Source organism: Modestobacter marinus, assembly GCF_011758655.1.
GTDB classification, from domain to species: domain Bacteria; phylum Actinomycetota; class Actinomycetes; order Mycobacteriales; family Geodermatophilaceae; genus Modestobacter; species Modestobacter marinus.
In genome coordinates this window covers 113,984-135,198 of sequence record NZ_JAAMPA010000002.1, presented here as the reverse complement: position 1 = coordinate 135,198, position 21,215 = coordinate 113,984, and the positions used below count along the sequence as shown (strand labels likewise).

Below are 21,215 nucleotides of genomic sequence, written 5' to 3'. Positions count from 1 at the left end.
GGACAGAGGAGAACCATGGCGCGGGCAGCAGTCACCGGCAGCAGCGGCAAGCTCGGCCGGGCGGTGGTCACCCACCTCCTGGAGCACGGCTGGGACGTCCTCGCCCTGGACCGCACCCCCAGCCCCCGGGCCGACGTCGAGTCCTCGGTCGTCGACCTGACCGACGCCGGCCAGGCGGTCGAGGCGCTGGGCGGGTTCGACGAGCACCGCGCGCCGATCGACGCGCTCGTGCACCTGGCCGCCGTCCCGGCGCCCGGCCTCGTGCCGAACGCGGCGACGTTCGCCAACAACGTGACCGCCTCCTACAACGTCTACAGCGCCGCGCTGCGGGCCGGCGTCCGGAAGATCGTGTGGGCCTCCAGCGAGACGGTGCTGGGCCTGCCCTTCGACGAGACCCCGCCCTACGTCCCGGTCGACGAGGAGTACGCACCCCGGCCCACGACCACCTACTCGCTGGTCAAGACGCTGGAGGAGGAGCTGGCCCGGCAGCTGTGCCGGTGGCACCCGGACCTGTCGATGACCGGGCTGCGGTTCAGCAACGTCATGTACCCCGAGGACTACGCCGCCTTCCCCGGCTACGACGCCGACCCGGCCCTGCGCCGCTGGAACCTGTGGGGCTACATCGACGCCCGCGACGGCGCCCAGGCGGTGCGCCGCGGCCTGGAGCACCGCGAGCCCGGGGCCGACGTGTTCATCGTCGCCAACGCCGACACGGTCTCCGCCCGCCCGAACGAGGAGCTGCTGGCCGACCAGTTCCCGGACGTCCCGCGCCGCGGCGACGTGGGGGTGCACGAGACGCTGCTGTCGATCGACAAGGCCCGCCGGGTGCTCGGCTTCGCCCCCGAGCACTCCTGGCGGGACGCCGCGGGCCGGTGATCGCCCGGCTCCTCCTGCTCGGCGCCACCGGCGACCTCGCCGGCCGCTTCCTGCTGCCCGCCCTGGCCGCGTCGCTCGCGGCGGGGCGGCTGCCCGAGGGCTTCGCGCTGGTGGGGGCCGCCGAGCAGGACTGGGACGACGCCCGGTTCGCCGGGCACGTCGCCGCCCGCCTGCAGGAGCACGCCGGCGACGTGCCCGCGGCCGCCCGGCAGGCGCTGGTGGACGCGGCCCGCTACCGCCGGGTCGACCTCACCACGCCGGGCACCGTGGCCGACGCGGTCGCGGCATCGGGCGGCAGCGGGCCGCTCGCCGTGTACCTGGCGCTGCCGCCCGTGCTGTTCCCCGCCGCCGTCCGCGCGCTGGGGGCCGCCGGGCTCCCCCCGGGCAGCCGGATCGCGGTGGAGAAGCCCTTCGGCCGGGACCTGGCCGACGCCCGGGCGCTGAACGCCCTGCTCGCGCAGGCCACCGGGGACGTCGGGGACGCCTACCGGGTCGACCACTTCCTGGGCATGCCGGCCGTGGCCACCCTGGCCGGGCTCCGGCGGCCGGGCGGCGTCCTGGCCGGACGGTGGAGCGCCGAGCACCTCGCCCGGGTCGACGTCGTCTGGGAGGAGACGCTGGACGCCGGCGGGCGGGCCGGGTTCTACGACCGGACCGGCGCGGTCCGCGACGTGCTGCAGAACCACCTGGTCCAGGTGCTCACCGTGCTCGCGATGGAGCTGCCGGCGACCCCGGCCGAGGCCGACCTGCACCGCGCGCGGCTGGACCTGCTCCGGTCGGTGCGGGTGCCCGAGGTCACGGCCACCCGCCGGGCGCGCTACACCGCCGGCGGACCGGTGCCGGCCTACGTCGACGCGGACGGCGTCGACCCGGCCCGGTGCACCGAGACCTTCGCCGAGCTGGAGTTCGCGGTGGACACGCCCCGGTGGGCCGGCACCCGGTTCGTGCTGCGCACCGGCAAGGCGCTGGCGGCCGACCGCAAGCGCGTGGTGCTGCACCTGCGGGCGCCCGCGCCCGACGCGTGGCCGCCGGAGGTCCGGCGGCTCGCCGGCGACCGGCTGGAGGTGCCGCTGGACGGCGCCCGGCACGCCGGTGCCGGGGTGGCGGTGCAGGCGCCGGGCGAGCGGACCGCCTACGTCGCCGTGCTCACCGACCTGCTCTCCGGCAGCAGCCGCACCGCGGTCAGCGCCGCGGAGGCCGAGGAGGCCTGGCGGTTCGTCGACCCGGTGCTGCGGGCCTGGGCCGCCGGCGAGGTGCCGCTGGAGGAGTACCCCGCCGGCTCGGGCGGCCCCGGCCCCGGCTGACCGCCCGGTGGCCGGCCCCGCGGAGTGGCCTGCCCCGCGGAGTGGCCTGCCCCGCGGAGTGGCATGGCCCGGCCCGGAGCACCAGACTCCCCAGGGTGTCCGGGTCCCCGACCACGGGCGTGGCCCAGCCAGGAGGCCGCCGGCGAGCGTACCGCTGCCGCGCCGGCCACGGACCAGCGACCAGGAGGGTGCATGGACATCCCCGCGATGCGGGCCAGCTTCGGCAAGGCGGCCGCACACGGAGACCAGGTCCCGCTGTGGTTCTACTCCCACCTGTTCCTGACCCACCCGGAGACGCGGGAGATGTTCCCGGTGTCCATGGCGACCCAGCGCGACCGGCTGTTCGCCGCCCTGGGCGAGGTCATGTCCCGGGTCGACGACCTCGACGCCCTGGTGCCGATCCTGCAGCAACTGGGCCGCGACCACCGCAAGTTCGGTGCGCTCGCCGCCCACTACCCCGCCGTCGGCGCCAGCCTGCTGGCCACGCTCGAGCACTTCGACGACGAGTGGGACGAGGAGCTGGCCGCCTCCTGGACCGAGGCCTACGGGCTGATCGCCGACGTCATGATCGGCGCGGCCGACGAGGTGACCGACCAGCCGGCCTGGTGGGAGGCCGAGGTGGTCGCGCACGAGCGGCGCACGCTGGACGTCGCCGTCGTGCACGTGCGCCCGCGGACGCCGCTGGAGTACCTGCCGGGGCAGGCGATCTCGCTGGAGATCGACCAGCGCCCGCGGCTGTGGCGCTGGTACTCCCCCGCCAACGCCCCCCGCCCCGACGGCGTGCTCGAGCTGCACGTCAAGGCCCGCGACGGCGGGCCGGTCAGCTCCGCGCTGGTCCGGCTGACCCAGGTGGGCGACGTGCTGCGGCTCGGGCCACCGGTCGGCCACCTCAGCCTGGACACCGGCTCCGACCGGGACCTGCTGCTGGTCGCCGGCGGCACCGGGCTGGCACCGGTGAAGGCGATCGTCGACCAGGTCGCCCGGCACGGACCGCCCCGGCGGGTCGACCTGTTCGTCGGCGCGCGGACCGAGGACGCGTTCTACGACCGGGCCGACCTGCGCCGCCTGGAGCAGGAGCACCCGTGGCTGACGGTGACGCCGGCGGTGTCCCAGGAGAAGGGCTCGCCGTCCGAGCACGGGGACATCGGGGACGTCGTCCTCCGGCACGGCCCCTGGAACAGCCGGGACGTGTACGTCGCCGGCAACCCGGCCATGATCGAGGACACCGTGACCCGCCTCCTGCACTCCGGGGTGCCCATGGCGCGCATCCGCACCGAGGTGTTCGCCCCCAGCCGACCGAGCCCGACTCTCGACGGGAAGGTGACCGAATGACCACGAGCAGCTCAGGGTCCGGCTACGAGGCGGGGCCGCCCACGGCCGACGACCTCCGTGCCGTCCACTTCACCCCGGCGAGCATGCTGCACCCCGGCTACACCGACCGCGAGGTCGACGCCTTCGTGGCCCGGGCGGCCGACGGGCTCGCCCAGCTCACCGAGGAGAACGGGCGGCTCGCGCGGGAGAACGTCCAGCTCGCCGAGGAGAACGCCGAGCTGCGCGCGCAGCTGCAGGCCCTGCAGGAGCAGGTGGACGCCGCGGCGTCCCGGCCCTCCCCCAGCGACCAGGCCGTCGGGATCCTGGCGACCGCGCAGCTGACCGCCGACGAGTACGTGGCCGAGGCGGAGGACTTCAGCCGGCAGATGACCAGCGAGGCGCGCGCCCAGTACGAGGAGCAGCTCACGGCCGCGCGGGAGAAGGCCGGCGCGATCATCGAGGCGGCGCAGGAGGCCGCCGCGACGATGCGGGGCAACGGCGTTCCGGTGGTCGGCGGCGGCCAGCCGGAGTCCGAGGAGCTGAAGGAGCAGGTCGCCTACCTGAAGGCCTTCAGCCAGGCGTGCCGGGTGCAGCTGCGCTCCTACCTCGAGGCGCTGCTCAGCGACGTGGAGTCGGAGTGGGGACGGGCGCACCCGGGGGCGCTGCCCACCCCGCCACGGGGCACCCGACCGCAGCAGCTGGAACGCGGCGACCGCCCGGACGTGGCGTTCCCCGCCAACACGGTCGCCGACGACGAGCCCGCCGCGGCGGTCCCGGCGTCCCGCTCCTCCGCCTGAGCCGGACGCCGACCCACAGACGACGCCCCGCGGCCGGGCCGGCCGCGGGGCACCCGCCGCCCTCAGCCGCCGCGGGCCAGCCGCAGGTGCTCGGACAGGGCGGCGGTGAGCGCGACGGTGTCCATGGCCGCGGTGACGATCGTGGCCCCCTGCGCCGCGTAGGACGCCGCACCGGCCCCGTCGAACGCGTGCACGCCCACCGGCACGCCGGCCGCCCGGGCCCGGCTGATGACCGAGGCGAGCACCTCGCCCAGCTGCGCCGGGTCGCCGGACAGGCCCAGCGAGGAGGCGAGGTCGACCGGCCCGACGTAGACGCCGTCGAGGCCGTCGACGGCCAGGACGTCGTCCAGCTCCGCCAGCGCCTCCGCGGTCTCCAGGACGACGAGCACCAGCGGTTCGTCCGCCCCGCCGGCCAGCCGCCCGGCCGACCGGGTGCCCAGCGGCGCGTAGCGGCAGGCGGCGACGACCTCCCGCACGTGGTCGGCCCCGAACACGGTCGGGACGAGGACGCCGTGGGCACCGAGGTCCAGCGGCCGGCCGACGTCGGCGAACTGCGCGCTGCGGGTGCGCACCAGCGGCAGCGAGCCGGCCGCCGTCACCGCCGCGGTCACCCCGGGCAGCTCGGCCTCGGCGAGCGCGCCGTGCTGCAGGTCCAGCACGACGAAGTCCGCGCCGGTGCCGGCCAGCAGCGCCGCGGTCGCCGCGCCCGGCAGCTGGCTCCAGATCCCGTGGCAGGCCTCACCGGCCGCCCATCGCGCCCGCAGCGCACGGACCCCGCCCGGAGCGCTGCTCACCTGTCCTGCTCCCTGACCCGCTCGGTGACCCGCACGTGCGCAGTCTGCCGCCCGCCCCTCGCGCGCGGGGGGCGACGCGGGTGCCAGTATCCCTGGGTCGCCGTCCGTCGCCGGCGCTCCTCGTCAGCGCTCCCGTCGGTGCGGCGCCTGCCCTGACAGCCCGATCCCGGCGCGGCCCCGGCCGCCCGGTCTCCCCGGAAGCGAGCGTCGATGACCAGGACCCCCCGTACGGATGCCGGCTCCAGTTCCCCGGACCGGTCGAGCGGCCTCTCCGCGCTGATGCGGCCGGTCAACTCCGTCGTCGAGCGCTACATCCCCAGCGCCCTCGTGTTCGCCGTCGTGCTGACGTTCGTCGTCGCCGCCCTCGCGCTGCTGCTCACCGACTCAGGGCCGATCGAGGTCCTCGACGGCTGGGGCGACGGGCTGTCGGGGCTGCTGGCCTTCATGACCCAGATGGCGCTGATCCTGCTGCTGGGGCACACGCTGGCCAACACCGCGCCGGTGCGGCGGCTGCTCACCCGGCTGGCCGCCGTGCCCAAGACGGCGCTGCAGGCCTACCTCTACGTCTTCGTGATCGCGGCGCTGGCCTCGCTGATCACCTGGGGCCTGGGCCTGGTCGTCGGCGCGCTGCTCGCCCGCGAGCTGGCCGTCCAGGGGCGGGAGCGGGGCCTGCGGCTGCACTTCCCGCTGCTGGTGGCCGCCGGGTACTCCGGCTACGTCATCTGGCACATGGGCTACTCCGGCTCCGGGCCGCTGACCGCCGCGACGGAGGGCTCGTTCCTCGCCGAGGCCCTCGGCGGCACGATCCCGATCACGGAGACGATCTTCACCTGGTGGAACGTCACCGCGGCCGTGGTCACCATCCTGGTCGTCGGCCTGGCGCTCGCCGCGGTCGCGCCCCGCGGCGGTGACCGCGTGGTCGAGCTGCCGGCGCACGTCCGCGACGCCGAGGGGGTGGCGCTGGACGACGAGGTGGTCACCCCGGCCGACCGGGTCGACGGCAGCCGGGTGGTCACCACGCTGGTCGGGCTGGCCCTGGTCGCCTACCTGGTGCACCACTACGCCGACGGCGGCACCGCGAGCCTGGACATCGTCAACTGGACCTTCCTGGCGCTGATCTTCCTGCTGGTCCGCAACCCGTTCGAGCTCATCGCGCTGGTGAAGAACGCCGCCGCCAACGTCGGGGAGATCCTGCTCCAGTTCCCGCTGTACGCCGGGATCATGGGGATCATGTCTACGACCGGCCTGATCGCCGTGTTCTCCGACGCCGTCGTCGACATCGCCTCCCCGGCGACCTTCGGCCTGCTGGCGTTCCTCTCCGCCGGCGTCGTCAACTTCTTCGTCCCCTCCGGCGGCGGGCAGTTCGCCGTCCAGGGGCCGGTGATGATCGACGCCGCGCAGAGCCTGGGCGTCGACCCGGTGGTCGCGATCATGGCGATCGCCTACGGCGACCAGTGGACGAACATGATCCAGCCGTTCTGGGCGCTGCCGGTGCTGGCCATCGCCGGGCTGAAGATGCGCGACATCCTCGGCTACACGACGGTCACGCTGATCGCCTCGGGGCTCGTCTTCGGGACGGTGACGCTGCTGCTCGGCGTGCTGTCCTGAGGGCCCGGCGCCGGCCGGTCAGCTCCAGGGCGACCGGCCGCGCCGTCCCCTGCGGTCGGCGTCCAGCCGGCTCAGGGTGCGCACCCCGCGGGTGACGTCGCCGGCCAGCTCCACCACGGCCTCGACCACCCCGTCCAGCCAGGTGTCGGTGCGCGGCCGGGCCGGCCGGGCCGCCGGCCGGGAGCTGCGCCCGAGGGCACGGAAGAGCAGTACGCCCAGCGCCAGGAACAGGAACAGCTCCACCGGCTCCCCCGTCCCCAGACCGGCGCCCCCGGACGGGGTGCCGTGTCTCCACGATGACCCGCCCGGCGCCGGACTGCCAGTGGCAGGGTCGCCACCGACCGCAGCGGGACTGCCAGCGCCTCAGACCCGGGCGCAGGCCAGCGGCGGGGGCTCCTCGAAGACCAGCAGCGTGCGCGAGTTCAGCACCCCGGGCATGCCCTGGATCTCGTCGAGCACCAGCCGCCGCAGGTCGGCGTTGTCCCGGGCGCGGACGAGCAGGATGACGTCGAACTCCCCGCCGACGAGGCCGATGTGCGCGATGCCCGGCAGGGCGCGCAGCCGTTCCCGGACGTGCCGCCAGTCGGCCTGCCGGGTGTTCAGCGTGACGTAGGCGGAGGTGCCCAGCCCGGCCGCGACCGGGTCGACGTCGACGCAGAACCCCCGGATCACCCCCGAGGTCCGCAGCCGCTCGACCCGCGCGTAGGCGTTGGCGCGGGAGATGTGCAGCTTCTCCGCCAGCGCCCGCATGGGCATCCGGCCGTCGGCGGTCAGCTCGTCCAGGATGCGGCGGTCGATGTCGTCCAGGGCACTGGCCACGTGTCTCCTCCTCGGTGCGTTTCACGGTCGGGCGCTGGACATCTGGCTCGATGTGGGGTGGTCCGACGCGACGTCCTCTCGCGTTCTGCCAGCTCCTGGCGTGCAGATGACGCCTGATCCAGGATCCCACCATGACACGTGACCTGGATCTCCTCCTGCCGTCACCTCACCCGGTCGAGCTCATCGACCCGGCCGGCCGGACCGTCGACGAGGCCACGCACGAGCTGCCGGACGACGCCGCCCTGCTGCGCGCCTTCGCCGGGTTGACCACCGCCCGCCGGATCAACGACCAGGCCGGCGCGCTCGCCCGCCAGGGCCGGCTCGCCGTCTACCCCTCCTCGCACGGGCAGGAGGCGTGCCAGGTGGCCGCCGCCCAGGTGCTCACCGACGACGACTGGCTCTTCCCCACCTACCGGGACACCGCCGCCGTGGTGATCCGGGGCGTCGACGTGGCCCAGGCCTTCCTGCCCCTGCAGGGCGCCTGGCACTCCGGCTACGACCCCCACCGGCACAAGGTCGCCCCGCAGGCGACCCCGCTGGCCACCCAGCTGCTGCACGCGGTCGGCGTCGCGCACGCCGCCCGGCTGCGCGGCGAGCCGACCGTCGCCCTCGCGCTGTGCGGTGACGGCGCGACCAGCGAGGGCGACTTCCACGAGGCACTGAACTTTGCCGCGGTCTTCCGGGCGCCGGTGGTGTTCCTGGTGCAGAACAACCAGTACGCGATCTCGGTGCCGCTCGCCCGGCAGTCGGTCGCCCCCTCCCTCGCGCACAAGGGCATCGGCTACGGGGTGCCCGGCGAGCGGGTCGACGGCAACGACGTCGCGGCGCTGCTCACCGTGCTCGGCACCGCCATGGCGCGGGCCCGGGCCGGCGAGGGCCCGCAGCTCGTCGAGGCGCACACCTACCGGATGCAGCCGCACACGAACGCCGACGACTCCCGCCGGTACCGCCAGGACGACGAGGTGGCGGACTGGGTGCAGCGCGACCCGCTGACCCGGCTGGAGACGTGGCTGCGCCGGCACGACCTGCTCGACGACGCCGCACTGGCCGCGGTCACCGCCGACGCCGACCAGCTCGCCGCCCGGATGCGCACCGAACTGGCCCGGGACGCCACGCCGGAGCCGGCCGAGCTGTTCGCGCACGTGTACGCCACCCCGACACCGCAGCTGGTCGAGCAGGCCGCGGTCGTGGCCGACGAGCTGAGCCGAGAGGACGAGCACTGATGACCGCGACGACCGGGCACGTGAAGCTGACCATGGCGCAGGCGCTCAACCGCGCCCTGCGGGAGTCGATGGCCGAGGACGACTCGGTGGTCGTCTTCGGCGAGGACGTCGGCGCCCTGGGCGGCGTCTTCCGGATCACCGACGGGCTGACCGCGGAGTTCGGCGACACCCGCTGCTTCGACACCCCCCTGGCCGAGTCCGGCATCGTCGGCATGGCCGTCGGGATGGCGATGAACGGCATGCGGCCGGTGGTCGAGATGCAGTTCGACGCCTTCGCCTATCCCGCGTTCGAGCAGATCACCAGCCACGTGGCGAAGATGCGCAACCGCACCCGCGGGGCGGTGACCCTGCCGATGGTCATCCGCATCCCCTACGCCGGCGGGATCGGCGGGGTCGAGCACCACTGCGACTCCTCCGAGGCCTACTACGCGCACACGCCCGGCCTGCACGTCGTCACCCCGGCCAACGCAGCGGACGCCCACCGGCTGCTGCGCGCGGCCATCGCCTCCCCGGACCCGGTCGTGTTCATGGAGCCCAAGAAGCTCTACTGGACCAAGGAGGAGGTCGACCTCGGCGCGGAGGTGCCCGGCATCGGGCAGGCGGTGGTCCGCCGCGAGGGCACCGACGCCACGCTGATCGCCTACGGACCGTCCGTCCCGGTCGCCCTGGAGGCCGCCGAGGTCGCCGCCCAGGAGGGGCGCAGCCTGCAGGTCGTCGACCTCCGCTCGATCGTGCCCTTCGACGACGAGACGGTCTGCGCCGCGGTGCGGTCCACCGGGCGCGCCGTCGTGGTCGCCGAGGCCCCCGGCTTCGCCAGCGTCGCCTCCGAGATCGTCGCCCGGGTCACCGAGCGCTGCTTCCACTCCCTGGCCGCACCGGTCCGCCGGGCCGTCGGCTTCGACATCCCCTTCCCGTCGCCCAAGCTCGAACACGTCCAGCTGCCCGGGGTCGACCGGGTGCTCGACGCCGTCGACGACCTGCAGTGGGACCTGTCGTGAGCACCGAGACCTTCCTGCTCCCCGACCTGGGCGAGGGCCTCACCGACGTCGAGGTGGTCCGCTGGCTGGTGGCCGAGGGCGACGTCGTGGCCGTCGACCAGATCGTGGTGGAGGTCGAGACGGCGAAGTCGGTCGTCGACGTGCCCACCCCGTTCGCCGGGCGGGTGGCCACGCTGCACGCCGGCGAGGGCGAGACCGTGCTGACCGGCAGCCCGCTGATCACCGTGGCCGCGGCGGAGTCCGCGCCCGAGCCGGCCGCGGCGCCGGTCCAGCCGGACGCCGCCGACTCCCCCGCGGCCGCGGCCTACCGCGAGGAGGAGCAGGCCGGCTCGGGCAACGTGCTCATCGGCTACGGCACGACGGCCAGCAGCGGGTCAGGACGACGGCGCCGCCCCCGGTCGGCCGGGCAGCCCGCCGCCGCGCCGGCCACCGCCGCCCAGCCCCCGGCTCCCGCTCCCGCACCGGCCGCCGCACCGGCGGACGCACCGGCCGCCGTTGCTGCCGAGGAGCCCGGTGGCCGTCGCGGGGTGCTGCAGGTCGTCTCCCCGCTGGTCCGGCGGCTGGCGCGGGAGAAGGGCGTGGACCTGCACGAGCTGGCTGCAGCCCACGGCGGCGGGGTGATCACCCGGGCCCACGTCGAGCTGGCCTCCAGCGCGCCGGCCGACGCCGAGGCCACGACGCCGGAGCCGTCCGCCGCGTCGTCCGCCGCGCCCACCACCGCGCCCCCCACCGCGCCGGTCGACGGCGAGCGCCGGATCCCGCTCAACGGGTTCCGGCGGGCGGTGTCGGCCGCGCTGTCCCGCAGCCGGTCGGAGATCCCCGAGGCGACCGTCTGGGTCGACGTGGACGCCACCCCGCTGGTCGAGCTGCGGGAGAGCGCGCGCACCGCGACCGACCCCGGGCCGGGGCTGCTGGCCTACCTGGCCCGGTTCGTCGTCGCGGCGCTGCGCCAGTACCCGGTGCTGAACTCCCGGCTGGACACCGAGCGTCAGGAGATCGTGGAGCACGACCGGGTCAACCTGGGCCTGGCCGTGCAGAGCGACCGCGGGCTCGTCGTCCCGGCGGTGCTGGGCGCGGAGACGATGACCACCGAGCAGCTGGACCGGGAGATCCGCGCGCTCACCGCCCGGGCGCGCGAGGGCCGGGCGAGCGCCGAGGAGCTCAGCGCGGGCACCTTCACGCTGAACAACTACGGCGGCTTCCGGGTCGACGGCAGCGCGGCGATCATCAACCACCCGCAGGTGGCGATCCTCGGCTTCGGCCGCATCCTCGACCGGCCGTGGGTGGTCGACGGCGAGATCGTGGTCCGGAAGATCACCCAGATGTCGTTCGTCTTCGACCACCGGGTCTGCGACGGCGGGACCGCCTCCGGCTTCATCCGGGCGGTGGCCGACGCGATCGAGGACCCGGCGTCCGCCATCCCCCGGCTCTGACCCGCCGACCGCTGCCCACCCGCCCGGCGGGGACCTCCCCGGTCCCCGCCGGGCCGGCGACCTGAGGAGGACACCGTGCCCGACGTCCCGCCGCTCGACATCCCCGTGGGCGCGACCGCGACGCTGGACGTCGTGGTCACCCACGAGCTCACCGTGCACTTCGACGAGCTCGGCCCCGTGCACCCGGTCTACGCGACCTACAGCATGGCCAAGCACTTCGAGGAGGCCGGCCGCAAGCTGCTGCTGCAGCACCTCCAGCCCGGTCACGCGGGGATCGGCCGGTCGGTGGCGGTCGAGCACCTGGGGCCGGCGTGGGTCGGGGACGGCGTCACCGTCGTGGCCCGCTGCACGGAGGTCTCGGGCAACCGGCTGACCTGCGCCTGCACCGCCACCGACGCCCGGGGCCGGGAGCTGGGCCGCGGGACGACGGTGCAGGTGGTGCTGCCCGAGGACCTGCTGGAGCAGCGGATCGGCCCGGCCGCGCGGGCGGCCCGCGGCTGAGCTGCCGCCGCCGAGCCCACACCTCGGCAGCGGCCCCAGGCCCAGCGGCGGGACCGGGCGCGGCGGCGCCAGAGGCCCCGGCGGCGGGGCCCGGGCGGGTCAGCGGTGGCGCAGCACCGAGCGGTCGAGCTGGGCCACGTCGGTGACCCCGAGCAGCTGGAGCGCTCGGCGCAGCTCGGCGGCGAGCAGGTCGACCGCCCGCTCGACGCCGGCCTGCCCGCCGACGGCCAGGCCGTACAGCTGCGGCCGGCCCAGCAGCACCGCGCGGGCACCGAGCGCGAGCGCCGTGGCGATGTCGGTGCCCCGCCGGAACCCGGAGTCGACGAGCACCTCCAGGTCGGCGCCGACGGCGTCCACGACCTCGGTCAGCGCGGTCAGCGTCGCCCCGACGTGGTCGAGCTGGCGGCCGCCGTGGTTGGAGACCACGACCGCGTCCACCCCGGCCGCCGCCGCCCGCCGCGCGTCGGCCGCGGTCAGCACGCCCTTGACCACGAACGGCCCGCCCCAGGCCTCGACCATCCACGCGATGTCGTCCCAGGTGACGGTCGGGTCGAACTGCCGGCCCACGAACTCCATCACCGCCTGCGGACCGCCGGCCACGTGCTGCACGTTGGCGAAGGTGACCGCCTCCGAGCGGAGCAGGCCCCACCACCAGTGCGGCCGGCGGGCGCCGTCGGCCAGCGTGCGCAGGCCGAGCTCCGGCGGGATCGTCAGGCCGTTGCGCAGGTCCCGCTCGCGGGCCCCGGGCACGGGGGTGTCCACGGTCAGCACCAGGGCCCGGTAGCCGGCCTCGCGGGCGCGGCTGATCAGCTCCTTGCACAGCCCGCGGTCGCGCCACACGTAGAGCTGGAACCACTGCGTCGGGCCGCCTGCCGCGGCAGCGACCTCGGCTGCGACGTCCTCCAGCGACGTGGTGCCCATCGTGGCCGCGGTGTACGGGATGCCGCGGGCCGCGGCCGCCCGGGCCACGGCCAGCTCGCCGTCCGGGTGCACCATCCGGGTGAAGCCGGTGGGCCCCAGCACCATCGGCAGCGCGGTGCGGGCACCGAGCACCTCGGTGCCGAGCTCCACCTCCCCCACGTCGCGGAGCACCGAGGGCACCAGCTCCCACTCGTCGAAGGCGGCCCGGTTGCGGCGCATCGTGACCTCGTCCTCGGCCGCGCCGTCGACGTAGTCGAAGACCGCCCGCGGCAGCCGCCGGCGGGCGGTGGTCCGCAGGTCCGCCACCGTGTGGCAGCGGGCCAGCCGGCGCCGGTCGCCGTCCAGCTCCGGGCGCCGGACGCGCAGCAGCGCGACCATCTCCGCGGGGCTCACGGCCGCTCGGTCGCCCGGGTCGCCCCGCTGCCGGCGCGCGGCACCGCGGGTGCCGCCGGCCCGGCAGACGCCTCGGCGTCGGCGTCGGCCGCGAAGCCGCCGCCGAGGAAGCCCCCGGACACCCGCGGGTCGGTCGACAGCGCCGCCGGGTCGCCCTCGAGCACGACCCGGCCGCGGTCCATCACCGAGACCCGGTCGGCGACGGCGAAGGCGGCGCGGGCGTTCTGCTCCACGACCACCAGGGTCAGGCCGTCGTCGCGGAGCTTGCCGAGGGCGGAGAAGATCTCCCCCACCAGCCGCGGCGCCAGCCCGACGCTGGGCTCGTCGAGCACCAGCACGCGCGGCTGGGCCATCAGCCCACGGGCGATGGCCAGCATCTGCTGCTCACCGCCGGACAGCGTCCCGGCGGCCTGCTCCAGCCGCGGCTCCAGCCGCGGGAACAGCGCCATCGCCCGGTCGCGGGCCTGCGCCCGGTCGGCCGCCGGCCCGCGCCGGCGGGTGTAGCCCCCCAGCACCAGGTTGTCGACCACGGTCAGCGACGGGAACACCAGCCGGTTCTCCGGCACGTGCGCCAGCCCGGTGCGGGCCAGCTTCTCCGGCCCGTACCCGGTGACGTCGGTGCCGGCCAGGTGCACCGTGCCGGCGGTGACCGGCAGCAGCCCGGACAGCGCCCGCAGCAGCGTCGTCTTGCCCGCCCCGTTCGCGCCGATGACGGCGACCAGCTCGCCCTCCCCGGCGGTGAGGTCGATGCCGTGCAGCACGGCCAGCCGGCCGTACCCGGCGTGCAGTCCGCGGACCTCCAGGCTCATGACCGTCCCTCCCCGGACTCGCCGGCGGCCGGTCCGCCCGGGCGCGACCGGCTCACGGTGCGCCCGCCTCGGCGACCGCGGCCGCGGCACCGTCCTCCGGCTCGACGCCCAGGTAGGCCGCCACCACCGCCGGGTCGTGCCGCACCTCGTCGGGCGTGCCGAGCGCGATCCGGACGCCGTCCTCCAGCACGGCGACCCGGTCGGCGAGGGCGAGCACCGCCTCGACGTCGTGCTCGACCAGGACGATCGCCATGCCGCCGGCCCGCAGCCGGCGCAGCAACCGGGCCAGCTCGCGCCGCTCCGTGCCGGACAGGCCGGCCATGGGCTCGTCCAGCAGCAGCAGGTCGGGGTCGAGGGCCAGGGCCCGGGCGATCTCGACCAGCCGCTGCCGGCCGAAGGGCAGGTCGGCGGCGAGGCGGTCGGCGTCCTCCCCCAGGCCGAGCAGGTCCAGCAGCTCGCGCGCCGACTCCTCGACGGCGCGCTCCTCCCGCCGGGCCGGCAGCACGAGTGCCGCCCCGAGCATCCCGGCGCGGCTGCGCAGGTGACGCCCGACCATCACGTTCCCCAGCACGGTCGCCGAGGAGAAGATCTGCAGGTTCTGGAACGTCCGGGTCGCCCCGGCCCGGGCGAACACGTGCGGCTTGCGCCCCTCCACCCGGGTGCCGGCCATGGTGACCTCGCCCGCGGTCGGGGTGACCGCCCCGCTGATCATGTTGAACGCGGTGGTCTTGCCGGCGCCGTTGGGCCCGATCAGCGCCACGATCTCCCCCGCCGAGACGGTGAGGTCGAAGTCGTCGACGGCGGTGACCCCGCCGAAGCGCTTGGTCAGCCCGCGGACCTCCAGCAGTGGCGTGCCCGCGGCCGGCCGCCCCTCCCGGGCGAGCAGCGGGACGTCGTCGGCCACCGTCTCGAGGTGGATCTCCTCCTCGTCGTCGGCGGGCTCGGGAGCGCTGCCGGCCAGGCGACGCCGTGCCCCGGTCCACAGCTGGTGCAGCCCGCCGGGCAGGAAGATCATGATCGTGGTCAGCAGGATGCCGAAGCCGATCAGCTGCACCTCACCGACCGCACCGGGCAGCAGCTCGGGGATCAGCCGGCGCAGGCCGTCGTCCAGGCCCTCGACGGCGAAGGCCCCGACGACCGCGCCGTAGACGCTGCCCACGCCGCCGAGCACGGCCATCAGCAGGAACTTCACCGACAGCGGGAAGTTGGCCGCGTTCGGGTTGATGACCCCCAGCCAGTGGGCGAACGCCGTCCCGGCGACGCTGGCGTAGGCGGCCGAGAGCACGAAGACCTGCACCCGCAGCCGGAAGGTGTCCACGCCGAGGGACTCGGCGGCGACCTCCGAGTCGTTGACCGCGCCCAGCGCGCGGCCGATGCGGCTCTCCACGATGTTGCGGGCCAGCCACAGGCCCAGCAGCACGACCGGGACCAGCAGCAGGTAGTACTCGGTCGGGGAGTTGTAGGTGCGGCCGTTCATCTCCGGCTTGGTGATGCCGTAGATGCCGGAGGTGGCGCCCAGGAAGTCGGACTCGGTGGCCAGCACGGTGACGATCACGCCGAAGCCGAGGGTGGCCAGGGCGAGGTAGTGGCCGCGCAGCCGCAGCAGCGGGAGCCCCACCAGCAGGGCCGCCAGCATCGTCACCGCGACCGCCAGCACCGACGCCGGCAGCCCGCTCCACTCGTAGCGGGTGACGAGCACCGCCTGCGTGTAGGCCCCGATCGCGAAGAAGCCGGCCTGGCCCAGGCTGACCTGGCCGGCCAGGCCCATCAGCAGGGAGAGCCCGAGCGCGGCGAGGGCGTAGATGAGCGCGTAGACCCCGACGTTGATGACGCTGGAGGAGGCGACCAGGGGCAGCGCCAGCATCAGCAGCGCCACGACGGCGATGCCGATGACGTCGCCGCGGCGACTGCGGCGGCTGCGGGCCCCGATCCGGGGCAGTCGACGGACCGGTCGACCGGCCATGGGTCAGACCCTCGCTTCCGCGGTACGCCCGAAGATCCCGGCGGGCCGGGCGACGAGCACGATGATCAGGAGCAGGAAGGCCACCGCGTCGCGCAGGCCGGTGCTGATGTAGCCGGCGGTGAGCGTCTCGAGCACGCCCAGCAGGAGGCCGCCGAGCACGGCGCCCCGCACCGAGATCAGCCCGCCCAGGGTGGCCGCGACGAAGCCCTTGAGCCCGAGGGTGAGCCCGGACTCCCAGGAGGTGAAGTAGATCGGGCTGGCCAGCACGCCGGCGATCGCGCCCACGGTCCCGGCGATCAGGAAGCTGATCAGCGAGGCCTTGGTCAGCGAGATGCCGACCAGCCGGGCGGCCACCGGCTGCTCCGCGCAGGCGCGCAGCGACTTGCCGGCCAGGGTCCGCTCGTAGAACCAGTAGACCGCCAGCGAGACCAGCCCGGCGATCAGCAGGATCCACAGCTCCTGGTACCGGATGCTGACCCCGGCGACGGAGAAGCCGCCCGGGGTGAGCGGGGTCAGCCCCTCCGCGTTGGGGCCGTAGACCAGCAGCATCAGGGCCTTGAGCCCGGTGGAGACACCCAGCGTGAGGATCAGCGACACGAGGGTCGTCATCCGCTTGACCGGGAAGATGACCAGCCGCTCCATGATCACGGCGACCAGCGCGACCGACACCACGGCGAGGACCACCGCGGCGAGCAGCGGGAGCCCGCTGCCCACCGCGGAGATGGCCACCAGCCCGGCCAGCGCCGCGAACTCGCCCTGGGCGAGGTTGATGACCCCGCTGACGGTGAAGATCGCGACGAAGCCGATGGCGACGAGTGCGTAGACCGCACCCTGGCTGAGCCCGGCGAACAGCAGCTGCAGCAGGTCGGTCACCGACCCACCTCGCACCCGTCCGCCGGCCGGACCGGGAGCAGGGCCCCCGTGCAGGAACAGACGGCGACGCTCACGGCGCCGTCAGTTGCCCTCGTCCGGGACGAGCTTCCACTGACCGCCCTCCACGGTGACCAGCGCGAGCGCCTCCTTCGGCAGCCCCGCGTGGTCCTCCGGGGTCATCGTGAAGATGCCGCTGATCCCGGTGAAGTCGGTGACGCCCTCCAGGTGCTCGCGGATGGCCTGGGGGTCGGTCCCCTCCTCGCTCAGGGCGTCGATGGCCAGCTGCCAGGCGTCGTAGGCGTGCCCGGAGAAGGTGGAGGGCCCGGCGCCGTACTCGGCGGTGTAGTCGTCGATGAAGGAGGTGATGATCTCCTTCTGCGGGTCGTCGGCGGGCAGCTGGTCGGCGACGACGAGGCGGCCCAGCGGCGCGACCATGCCCTCGGCGGCGTCCCCGGCGGTGTCCAGGAAGACCTGGTTGCCGATGCCGTGGCTCTGCATCACCGGCGTCTCGATGCCCAGCTGGTCGTAGGCCCGCTGCGCCAGACCGGCGGCCGGCGGGATACCCCAGATCACGTTCACGTCGGCACCGGCGTCACGCAGGTTGACCATCTGTGCGGTGAAGTCGGTGGCGTCCGGGGCGAACTTCTCCGTCGCGACGACGGAGATGCCCTGCTCGGCGCCGATCTCGTCGAACATCTCCGCGACGCCCTCGCCGAAGCCGGAGGCGTCCCGGGCCAGGCCGACGGTCGTCCAGCCCTGCTCGGCCATGTAGTCGATCATGCGCTCGATCACGACCCGGTCGTTCTGCGCGGTCTTGAAGACCCACTCCGAGCCCTCGACGATCGCCTGGTTCGCGGCCAGGGAGATCATCGGCGTCTCGGTGGACTCCGCGATCGGCCGCATCGCCAGGCTCGGACCGGTGCGGCTGGCGCCCAGGACGATGTCGACCTCGTCCTCGTTCACCAGCTTGTTCATCGCCTTGGCGGCGCCGTCCTCGGTGGACTGGTTGTCCTCGATGATCAGCTCGACCTCGCGGCCGTCGATGCCGCCCTCCTCCTCCAGCTGCCCGGCGAGCAGCTCGAGGGCCTGGCGCTCGGGGACACCGAGGGACGCTCCGGCACCGGTGATGTCGAGGACCGCGCCGATCTTGATCGGGCCGGTCTCGTCGGCGCCGGCCCCGCCGCCGCCGCCACCGCCGTCGTCGGACTCGGCGCAGGCCGCCAGGCTGAGGGTCATCGCTGCGAGGAGTGCAGCGGTACGCGTCGTCGCGGTCCTTCGTCCCATGAGGTCTCCTTTGACCGCAGCTCGATGATCGAGCGCTCTGTTCGAAGTCCGCCACAGGCTAGCCACGATGTGGGCCGGCTCACAAGCACCGTCCCCGCGGACCCGCCGCGCCTGGTGGAGTCGACGACGCGCCGCGCGACCCGCGGACGCCAGGAGAGGACCAAGGACACCGGCACGGACCCACCCGGCTCGCCGACGATGGGGGACGGCGGCCGCGCGGGCCCCTCAGCACCACCCCGAGGAGACCCGGTGGACACCCTGGACGACGGACGCGACGCGCCGTCCCTGGACGAGGCCGAGTGCCTGCGCCTGCTGGACACCGCACCGATCGGCCGGATCGCCTTCACCCAGGGCGCACTGCCCGCCGTCCAGCCGGTGACCTTCACCCGGGGCGACGGGGAGATCTACGTCCCCACGCACCCCGACAGCGCGGTCGCCGCGGCGAGCCGGGGTGCGGTGGTCGCGTTCGAGGTCGACGAGGTCGACGTCGGTGCCCGCACCGGGTGGGCGGTCACCGTGGTCGGCCCCTCCCGGCTGATCACCGACCCGGCCGAGGTGCGCCGTCTCGACGGCCTGGGGACCAGCACGTCGGTCCCCCCGGCAGGGCACTGCTACGTCGGCGTGCAGGTGCGCCTCGTCCGCGGCCGGCGGATCGGGCCCCGCCCGGCCGTGCCGGACGCCCCGGCGGACCTGTCGACGGACGGGGCGGGGGTGCCGAGCTGGACGGGATGAGCGAGGACGGGACGACGCCCCGGCCGGCGGCCGGGCCGGAGGGCACCGACGCCGAGTCCCCCCTGGCGGCGATGCGGCTGACCGAGCTGCTCGAGGAGGTGCAGGACCGGCTCTCCACGGTGGCCCGCACCCAGGCCCGGGTGCAGGACCTCCTGGACGCCTTCCTCGGCGTCTCGGCCGGGCTGGACCTGGACGCGACGCTGCGCCGGATCGTCGAGGCCGCGGCGCGGCTGGTCGACGCCGAGTACGGCGCGCTGGGCGTGCTGCGCCCGGAGGGCGGCCTCGGCCAGTTCCTCACCGTCGGGATCGACGAGGCGCAGCGGGCCAGGATGGGTCACCTGCCCGAGGGGAAGGGCGTGCTGGGCCAGCTCATCACCGACCCGCGCCCGCTGCGCATCGCCGACCTCGGCGAGCACCCGTCCGCGGTGGGTCTCCCGCCCGGGCACCCCCCGATGCGCACCTTCCTCGGGGTGCCGGTGCTGGTCCGCGGCACCGTGTTCGGCAACCTCTACATGACCGAGAAGCACGGCGGCGGCCAGTTCACCGACGAGGACGAGGCGGTGCTGGTGGCCCTGGCCGGAGCCGCCGGCATCGCGATCGACAACGCCCGGCTCTACGCCGAGGGCGAGGTCCGCCGCCGGTGGCTGACCGCGGTCGGCGACGTCCGCGCCACGCTGCTGGGTGGCCTGCCCCCGGAACAGGCGCTGCAGCTGGTCGTCGACCGGGTCGCCACCCTGACCGCGGCAGACGGCGCCTGGCTGCTGTCCGGCCCCGACCCGGACGACGGGACCCACGAGGTCCGGGCGCAGTCCGGCGCCGGGCTGGCCGACGTCACCGGGCACCGCCTGCACCTCGGGCAGGCACCGACCCCGCAGACGGTGCCCGACCGGCGCGCGCTGACCCCCGTGGACCTGACCGGGTTCCCGCGCGCGGACCCCGACGCCGCACCCTGGGGCCCCGCGATCGGCGTGCCGCTGCCCAGCACCGACGCGCAGGCCGCCGTGGTGATCGCAGCCCGCCGCGGCGGCAGCCCGCGCTTCGACCCCGCCATCGGGCCGCTGGTCAGCGAGTTCGCCGACCAGGTGGCGCTGGCGCTGGACATGGCGGCCCGTCAGCAGGTCGCCCGGCGACTGGACGTCTACGCCGACCGGGACCGGATCGCCCGCGACCTGCACGACCACGTCATCCAGCGGCTGTTCGCCGCCGGCCTCAGCCTGCAGGCCACGGCCACCCGGGTGCGGGACGACGTCGTCGGGCAGCGGCTGCGCCAGGTGGTCGACCAGCTCGACGAGACCGTCCGCGACATCCGCACCACGATCTTCGACCTGCACACCACCGACGACGGCGAGCACGCCGGCAGCCTGCGACGGCAGGTCCTCGACATCGTCACCGAGACCGCCGGCGAGGACCTGCAGGCGACCGTGCGGACGTCCGGCGCGGTCGACAGCCTGGTCACCGGCGACCTCGCCGTCGACGTGGCCGCCGTCGTCCGCGAGGGGGTGGGCAACGCCGTCCGGCACGCCGGCGCCCGGCACGTGACGGTCACCCTGGACGTCGCCGACGCCGTCGTCGTCGAGGTCCGGGACGACGGCCGCGGGATCGACCCGACCGTGGCGTGCAGCGGCCTGCGCGACCTGGCCGAGCGGGCCCGGCGGCGGGGTGGGGAGTCGGTGGTCCAGCCGCTGCCCGAGGGCGGCACGCTGGTGCGCTGGCACGCCCCGCTGCCCTGAGGGCATCACCCTCGGCCACCGCGGGGGTCAGCCCCGGGGTGCGGCCGGACCCGGGCGGCGGAGCTCGGTGGCCAGGATCGCGGCCTGGGTGCGCCGCTCCAGCCCGAGCTTGGCCAGCAGGTGCGAGACGTAGTTCTTGACCGTCTTCTCGGCCAGGAACATCCGCTCGCCGATCTGCCGGTTGGTCAGCCCCTCCCCGATGAGCTCCAGCACCGTCCGCTCCTGGTCGCTGAGCTTGGCCAGCGGGCCGCTGGGCTCGGCCGCCCGGCGCATCCGCTGCACAGCCGCCGCCGCCGCGGCCGGGTCCAGCAGCGACCCGCCGGCGGCCACCGTGCGCACCGCGCTGACCAGGTCCTGCCCCAGGATCTGCTTCAGCAGGTACCCCGAGGCGCCGGCCATGACCGCCTCGAACAGCGCCTCGTCGTCGCTGTAGCTGGTCAGCATCACGGCCCTGAGGTCGGGCAGCCGGGAGCGCAGCTCCCGGCAGACGGCGACGCCGTCGCCGTCGGGCAGCCGCACGTCCAGGAGAGCGACGTCGGGCCGCAGCGCCGGCACCCGGGCCAGCGCCTCGGCGGCGTTCTTCGCCTCGCCGACCACGGTGATGCCCGGGTCGGTCTCCAGGACGTCGGCGACACCGCGCCGGACGATCTCGTGGTCGTCGAGCAGGAACACCCGGATGGGAGCGGGCGCAGCCTCCGTGGTCACGCGGTACCTCCTGCTGTCCGCCGGGCCGTCACGACGCGGCGAGGTCGTCGGTGCCGGCGCGCTCCGACGCACGCCGCCGGCAGCGAATCTAGGGGCAGGCCGGTGGCGTGCGCGGGGCCGTGCCCCGGCAGCGGGACCGGC

The 21,215-nt window shown here is 75.2% G+C and carries 20 protein-coding genes; 11 read left to right on the top strand and 9 right to left on the bottom strand.

Annotated elements, in window-relative coordinates; translation table 11 throughout:
* The first annotated feature begins 15 nt into the window (after positions 1–15).
* The 4 genes from FB380_RS16635 (at position 16) to FB380_RS16620 (ending at position 4,288) form a co-directional block, all read left to right on the top strand.
* Complete coding sequence (locus FB380_RS16635; protein WP_166756479.1) at positions 16–876, top strand: NAD-dependent epimerase/dehydratase family protein; 861 nt, start codon at positions 16–18, stop codon at positions 874–876.
* Positions 873–2,180, top strand: a complete 1,308-nt coding sequence (locus FB380_RS16630) for a glucose-6-phosphate dehydrogenase (protein ID WP_166756478.1) — start codon at positions 873–875, stop codon at positions 2,178–2,180. Before FB380_RS16635 ends, FB380_RS16630 begins: the two co-directional genes overlap by 4 nt.
* A 192-nt stretch (positions 2,181–2,372) precedes the next feature.
* Positions 2,373–3,512: a globin domain-containing protein gene (locus FB380_RS16625; protein ID WP_166756477.1), complete on the top strand. Its 1,140-nt coding sequence runs from the start codon at positions 2,373–2,375 to the stop codon at positions 3,510–3,512.
* The gene (locus FB380_RS16620; RefSeq protein ID WP_166756476.1) at positions 3,509–4,288 is read left to right on the top strand and encodes a DivIVA domain-containing protein; all 780 of its coding nucleotides are present in this window, start codon (positions 3,509–3,511) and stop codon (positions 4,286–4,288) included. The genes FB380_RS16625 and FB380_RS16620 overlap by 4 nt, the downstream gene beginning before the upstream one ends.
* Positions 4,289–4,350: 62 nt before the next feature.
* Here FB380_RS16620 and FB380_RS16615 read toward each other — a convergent pair whose 3' ends face one another.
* A complete protein-coding gene (locus tag FB380_RS16615) occupies positions 4,351–5,082 on the bottom strand; it encodes an HpcH/HpaI aldolase family protein (RefSeq protein WP_166756475.1) in 732 nt (243 codons plus the stop codon).
* Positions 5,083–5,292: 210 nt separating this feature from the next.
* Here FB380_RS16615 and FB380_RS16610 point away from each other — a divergent pair, with 210 nt between their 5' ends.
* Complete coding sequence (locus tag FB380_RS16610; RefSeq protein ID WP_208383658.1) at positions 5,293–6,690, top strand: short-chain fatty acid transporter; 1,398 nt, start codon at positions 5,293–5,295, stop codon at positions 6,688–6,690.
* Positions 6,691–6,708: 18 nt separating this feature from the next.
* On the opposite strand, the gene FB380_RS16605 is transcribed toward FB380_RS16610, so the two are convergent.
* Positions 6,709–6,933, bottom strand: coding sequence for a hypothetical protein (locus tag FB380_RS16605; protein ID WP_166756474.1), 225 nt, complete (start codon positions 6,931–6,933; stop codon positions 6,709–6,711).
* Positions 6,934–7,053: 120 nt separating this feature from the next.
* The gene (locus FB380_RS16600; protein ID WP_166756473.1) at positions 7,054–7,509 is read right to left on the bottom strand and encodes an Lrp/AsnC family transcriptional regulator; all 456 of its coding nucleotides are present in this window, start codon (positions 7,507–7,509) and stop codon (positions 7,054–7,056) included.
* A gap of 131 nt (positions 7,510–7,640) precedes the next feature.
* Between FB380_RS16600 and pdhA the strand changes: the two genes are divergently transcribed.
* The 4 genes from pdhA to FB380_RS16580 all read left to right on the top strand — a co-directional run bounded on the left by pdhA (position 7,641) and on the right by FB380_RS16580 (position 11,664).
* The gene (gene pdhA, locus FB380_RS16595) at positions 7,641–8,732 is read left to right on the top strand and encodes a pyruvate dehydrogenase (acetyl-transferring) E1 component subunit alpha (protein ID WP_166756472.1); all 1,092 of its coding nucleotides are present in this window, start codon (positions 7,641–7,643) and stop codon (positions 8,730–8,732) included.
* The gene (locus tag FB380_RS16590; protein ID WP_166756471.1) at positions 8,732–9,730 is read left to right on the top strand and encodes an alpha-ketoacid dehydrogenase subunit beta; all 999 of its coding nucleotides are present in this window, start codon (positions 8,732–8,734) and stop codon (positions 9,728–9,730) included. Before pdhA ends, FB380_RS16590 begins: the two co-directional genes overlap by 1 nt.
* Positions 9,727–11,163 (top strand): dihydrolipoamide acetyltransferase family protein, encoded by a 1,437-nt coding sequence (locus tag FB380_RS16585; RefSeq protein ID WP_166756470.1) that lies wholly within the window; start codon positions 9,727–9,729, stop codon positions 11,161–11,163. Before FB380_RS16590 ends, FB380_RS16585 begins: the two co-directional genes overlap by 4 nt.
* Positions 11,164–11,238: 75 nt before the next feature.
* Positions 11,239–11,664, top strand: a complete 426-nt coding sequence (locus FB380_RS16580) for a thioesterase family protein (protein ID WP_166756469.1) — start codon at positions 11,239–11,241, stop codon at positions 11,662–11,664.
* Between the two features lie 99 nt (positions 11,665–11,763).
* Here the strand turns inward: FB380_RS16580 and FB380_RS16575 are convergent, their stop codons facing one another.
* The 5 genes from FB380_RS16575 to FB380_RS16555 form a co-directional block, all read right to left on the bottom strand.
* Positions 11,764–12,978 carry an alpha-hydroxy acid oxidase gene (locus FB380_RS16575; protein ID WP_208383657.1) on the bottom strand — a complete coding sequence of 405 codons (1,215 nt, stop codon included), beginning with the start codon at positions 12,976–12,978 and terminating at the stop codon, positions 11,764–11,766.
* Complete coding sequence (locus FB380_RS16570; RefSeq protein WP_166756468.1) at positions 12,975–13,787, bottom strand: ABC transporter ATP-binding protein; 813 nt, start codon at positions 13,785–13,787, stop codon at positions 12,975–12,977. Before FB380_RS16570 ends, FB380_RS16575 begins: the two co-directional genes overlap by 4 nt.
* 52 nt (positions 13,788–13,839) lie before the next feature.
* Positions 13,840–15,750, bottom strand: coding sequence for a branched-chain amino acid ABC transporter ATP-binding protein/permease (locus tag FB380_RS16565; RefSeq protein WP_166756467.1), 1,911 nt, complete (start codon positions 15,748–15,750; stop codon positions 13,840–13,842).
* A gap of 3 nt (positions 15,751–15,753) precedes the next feature.
* Positions 15,754–16,623 (bottom strand): branched-chain amino acid ABC transporter permease, encoded by an 870-nt coding sequence (locus FB380_RS16560; RefSeq protein WP_166756466.1) that lies wholly within the window; start codon positions 16,621–16,623, stop codon positions 15,754–15,756.
* An 81-nt stretch (positions 16,624–16,704) separates the two neighbouring features.
* Positions 16,705–17,859 (bottom strand): ABC transporter substrate-binding protein, encoded by a 1,155-nt coding sequence (locus FB380_RS16555; RefSeq protein ID WP_166756465.1) that lies wholly within the window; start codon positions 17,857–17,859, stop codon positions 16,705–16,707.
* 297 nt (positions 17,860–18,156) lie between these two features.
* Here FB380_RS16555 and FB380_RS16550 point away from each other — a divergent pair, with 297 nt between their 5' ends.
* Positions 18,157–18,639, top strand: coding sequence for a pyridoxamine 5'-phosphate oxidase family protein (locus FB380_RS16550; protein ID WP_208383656.1), 483 nt, complete (start codon positions 18,157–18,159; stop codon positions 18,637–18,639).
* Positions 18,636–20,369, top strand: a complete 1,734-nt coding sequence (locus FB380_RS16545; RefSeq protein WP_166756464.1) for a sensor histidine kinase — start codon at positions 18,636–18,638, stop codon at positions 20,367–20,369. Before FB380_RS16550 ends, FB380_RS16545 begins: the two co-directional genes overlap by 4 nt.
* A 27-nt stretch (positions 20,370–20,396) precedes the next feature.
* Here the strand turns inward: FB380_RS16545 and FB380_RS16540 are convergent, their stop codons facing one another.
* Complete coding sequence (locus tag FB380_RS16540; RefSeq protein ID WP_308423020.1) at positions 20,397–21,074, bottom strand: response regulator; 678 nt, start codon at positions 21,072–21,074, stop codon at positions 20,397–20,399.
* Positions 21,075–21,215 lie beyond the last annotated feature (141 nt).

Coding starts and splice junctions, on each gene's coding strand:
- FB380_RS16635 (WP_166756479.1), top strand. CDS start 16: ATGGCGCGGGCAGCAGTCACCGGCAGCAGCGGCAAGCTCGGCCGGGCG.
- FB380_RS16625 (WP_166756477.1), top strand. CDS start 2,373: ATGGACATCCCCGCGATGCGGGCCAGCTTCGGCAAGGCGGCCGCACAC.
- FB380_RS16620 (WP_166756476.1), top strand. CDS start 3,509: ATGACCACGAGCAGCTCAGGGTCCGGCTACGAGGCGGGGCCGCCCACG.
- FB380_RS16610 (WP_208383658.1), top strand. CDS start 5,293: ATGACCAGGACCCCCCGTACGGATGCCGGCTCCAGTTCCCCGGACCGG.
- pdhA (WP_166756472.1), top strand. CDS start 7,641: ATGACACGTGACCTGGATCTCCTCCTGCCGTCACCTCACCCGGTCGAG.
- FB380_RS16590 (WP_166756471.1), top strand. CDS start 8,732: ATGACCGCGACGACCGGGCACGTGAAGCTGACCATGGCGCAGGCGCTC.
- FB380_RS16570 (WP_166756468.1), bottom strand. CDS start 13,787: ATGAGCCTGGAGGTCCGCGGACTGCACGCCGGGTACGGCCGGCTGGCC.
- FB380_RS16565 (WP_166756467.1), bottom strand. CDS start 15,750: ATGGCCGGTCGACCGGTCCGTCGACTGCCCCGGATCGGGGCCCGCAGC.
- FB380_RS16555 (WP_166756465.1), bottom strand. CDS start 17,859: ATGACCCTCAGCCTGGCGGCCTGCGCCGAGTCCGACGACGGCGGTGGC.
- FB380_RS16545 (WP_166756464.1), top strand. CDS start 18,636: ATGAGCGAGGACGGGACGACGCCCCGGCCGGCGGCCGGGCCGGAGGGC.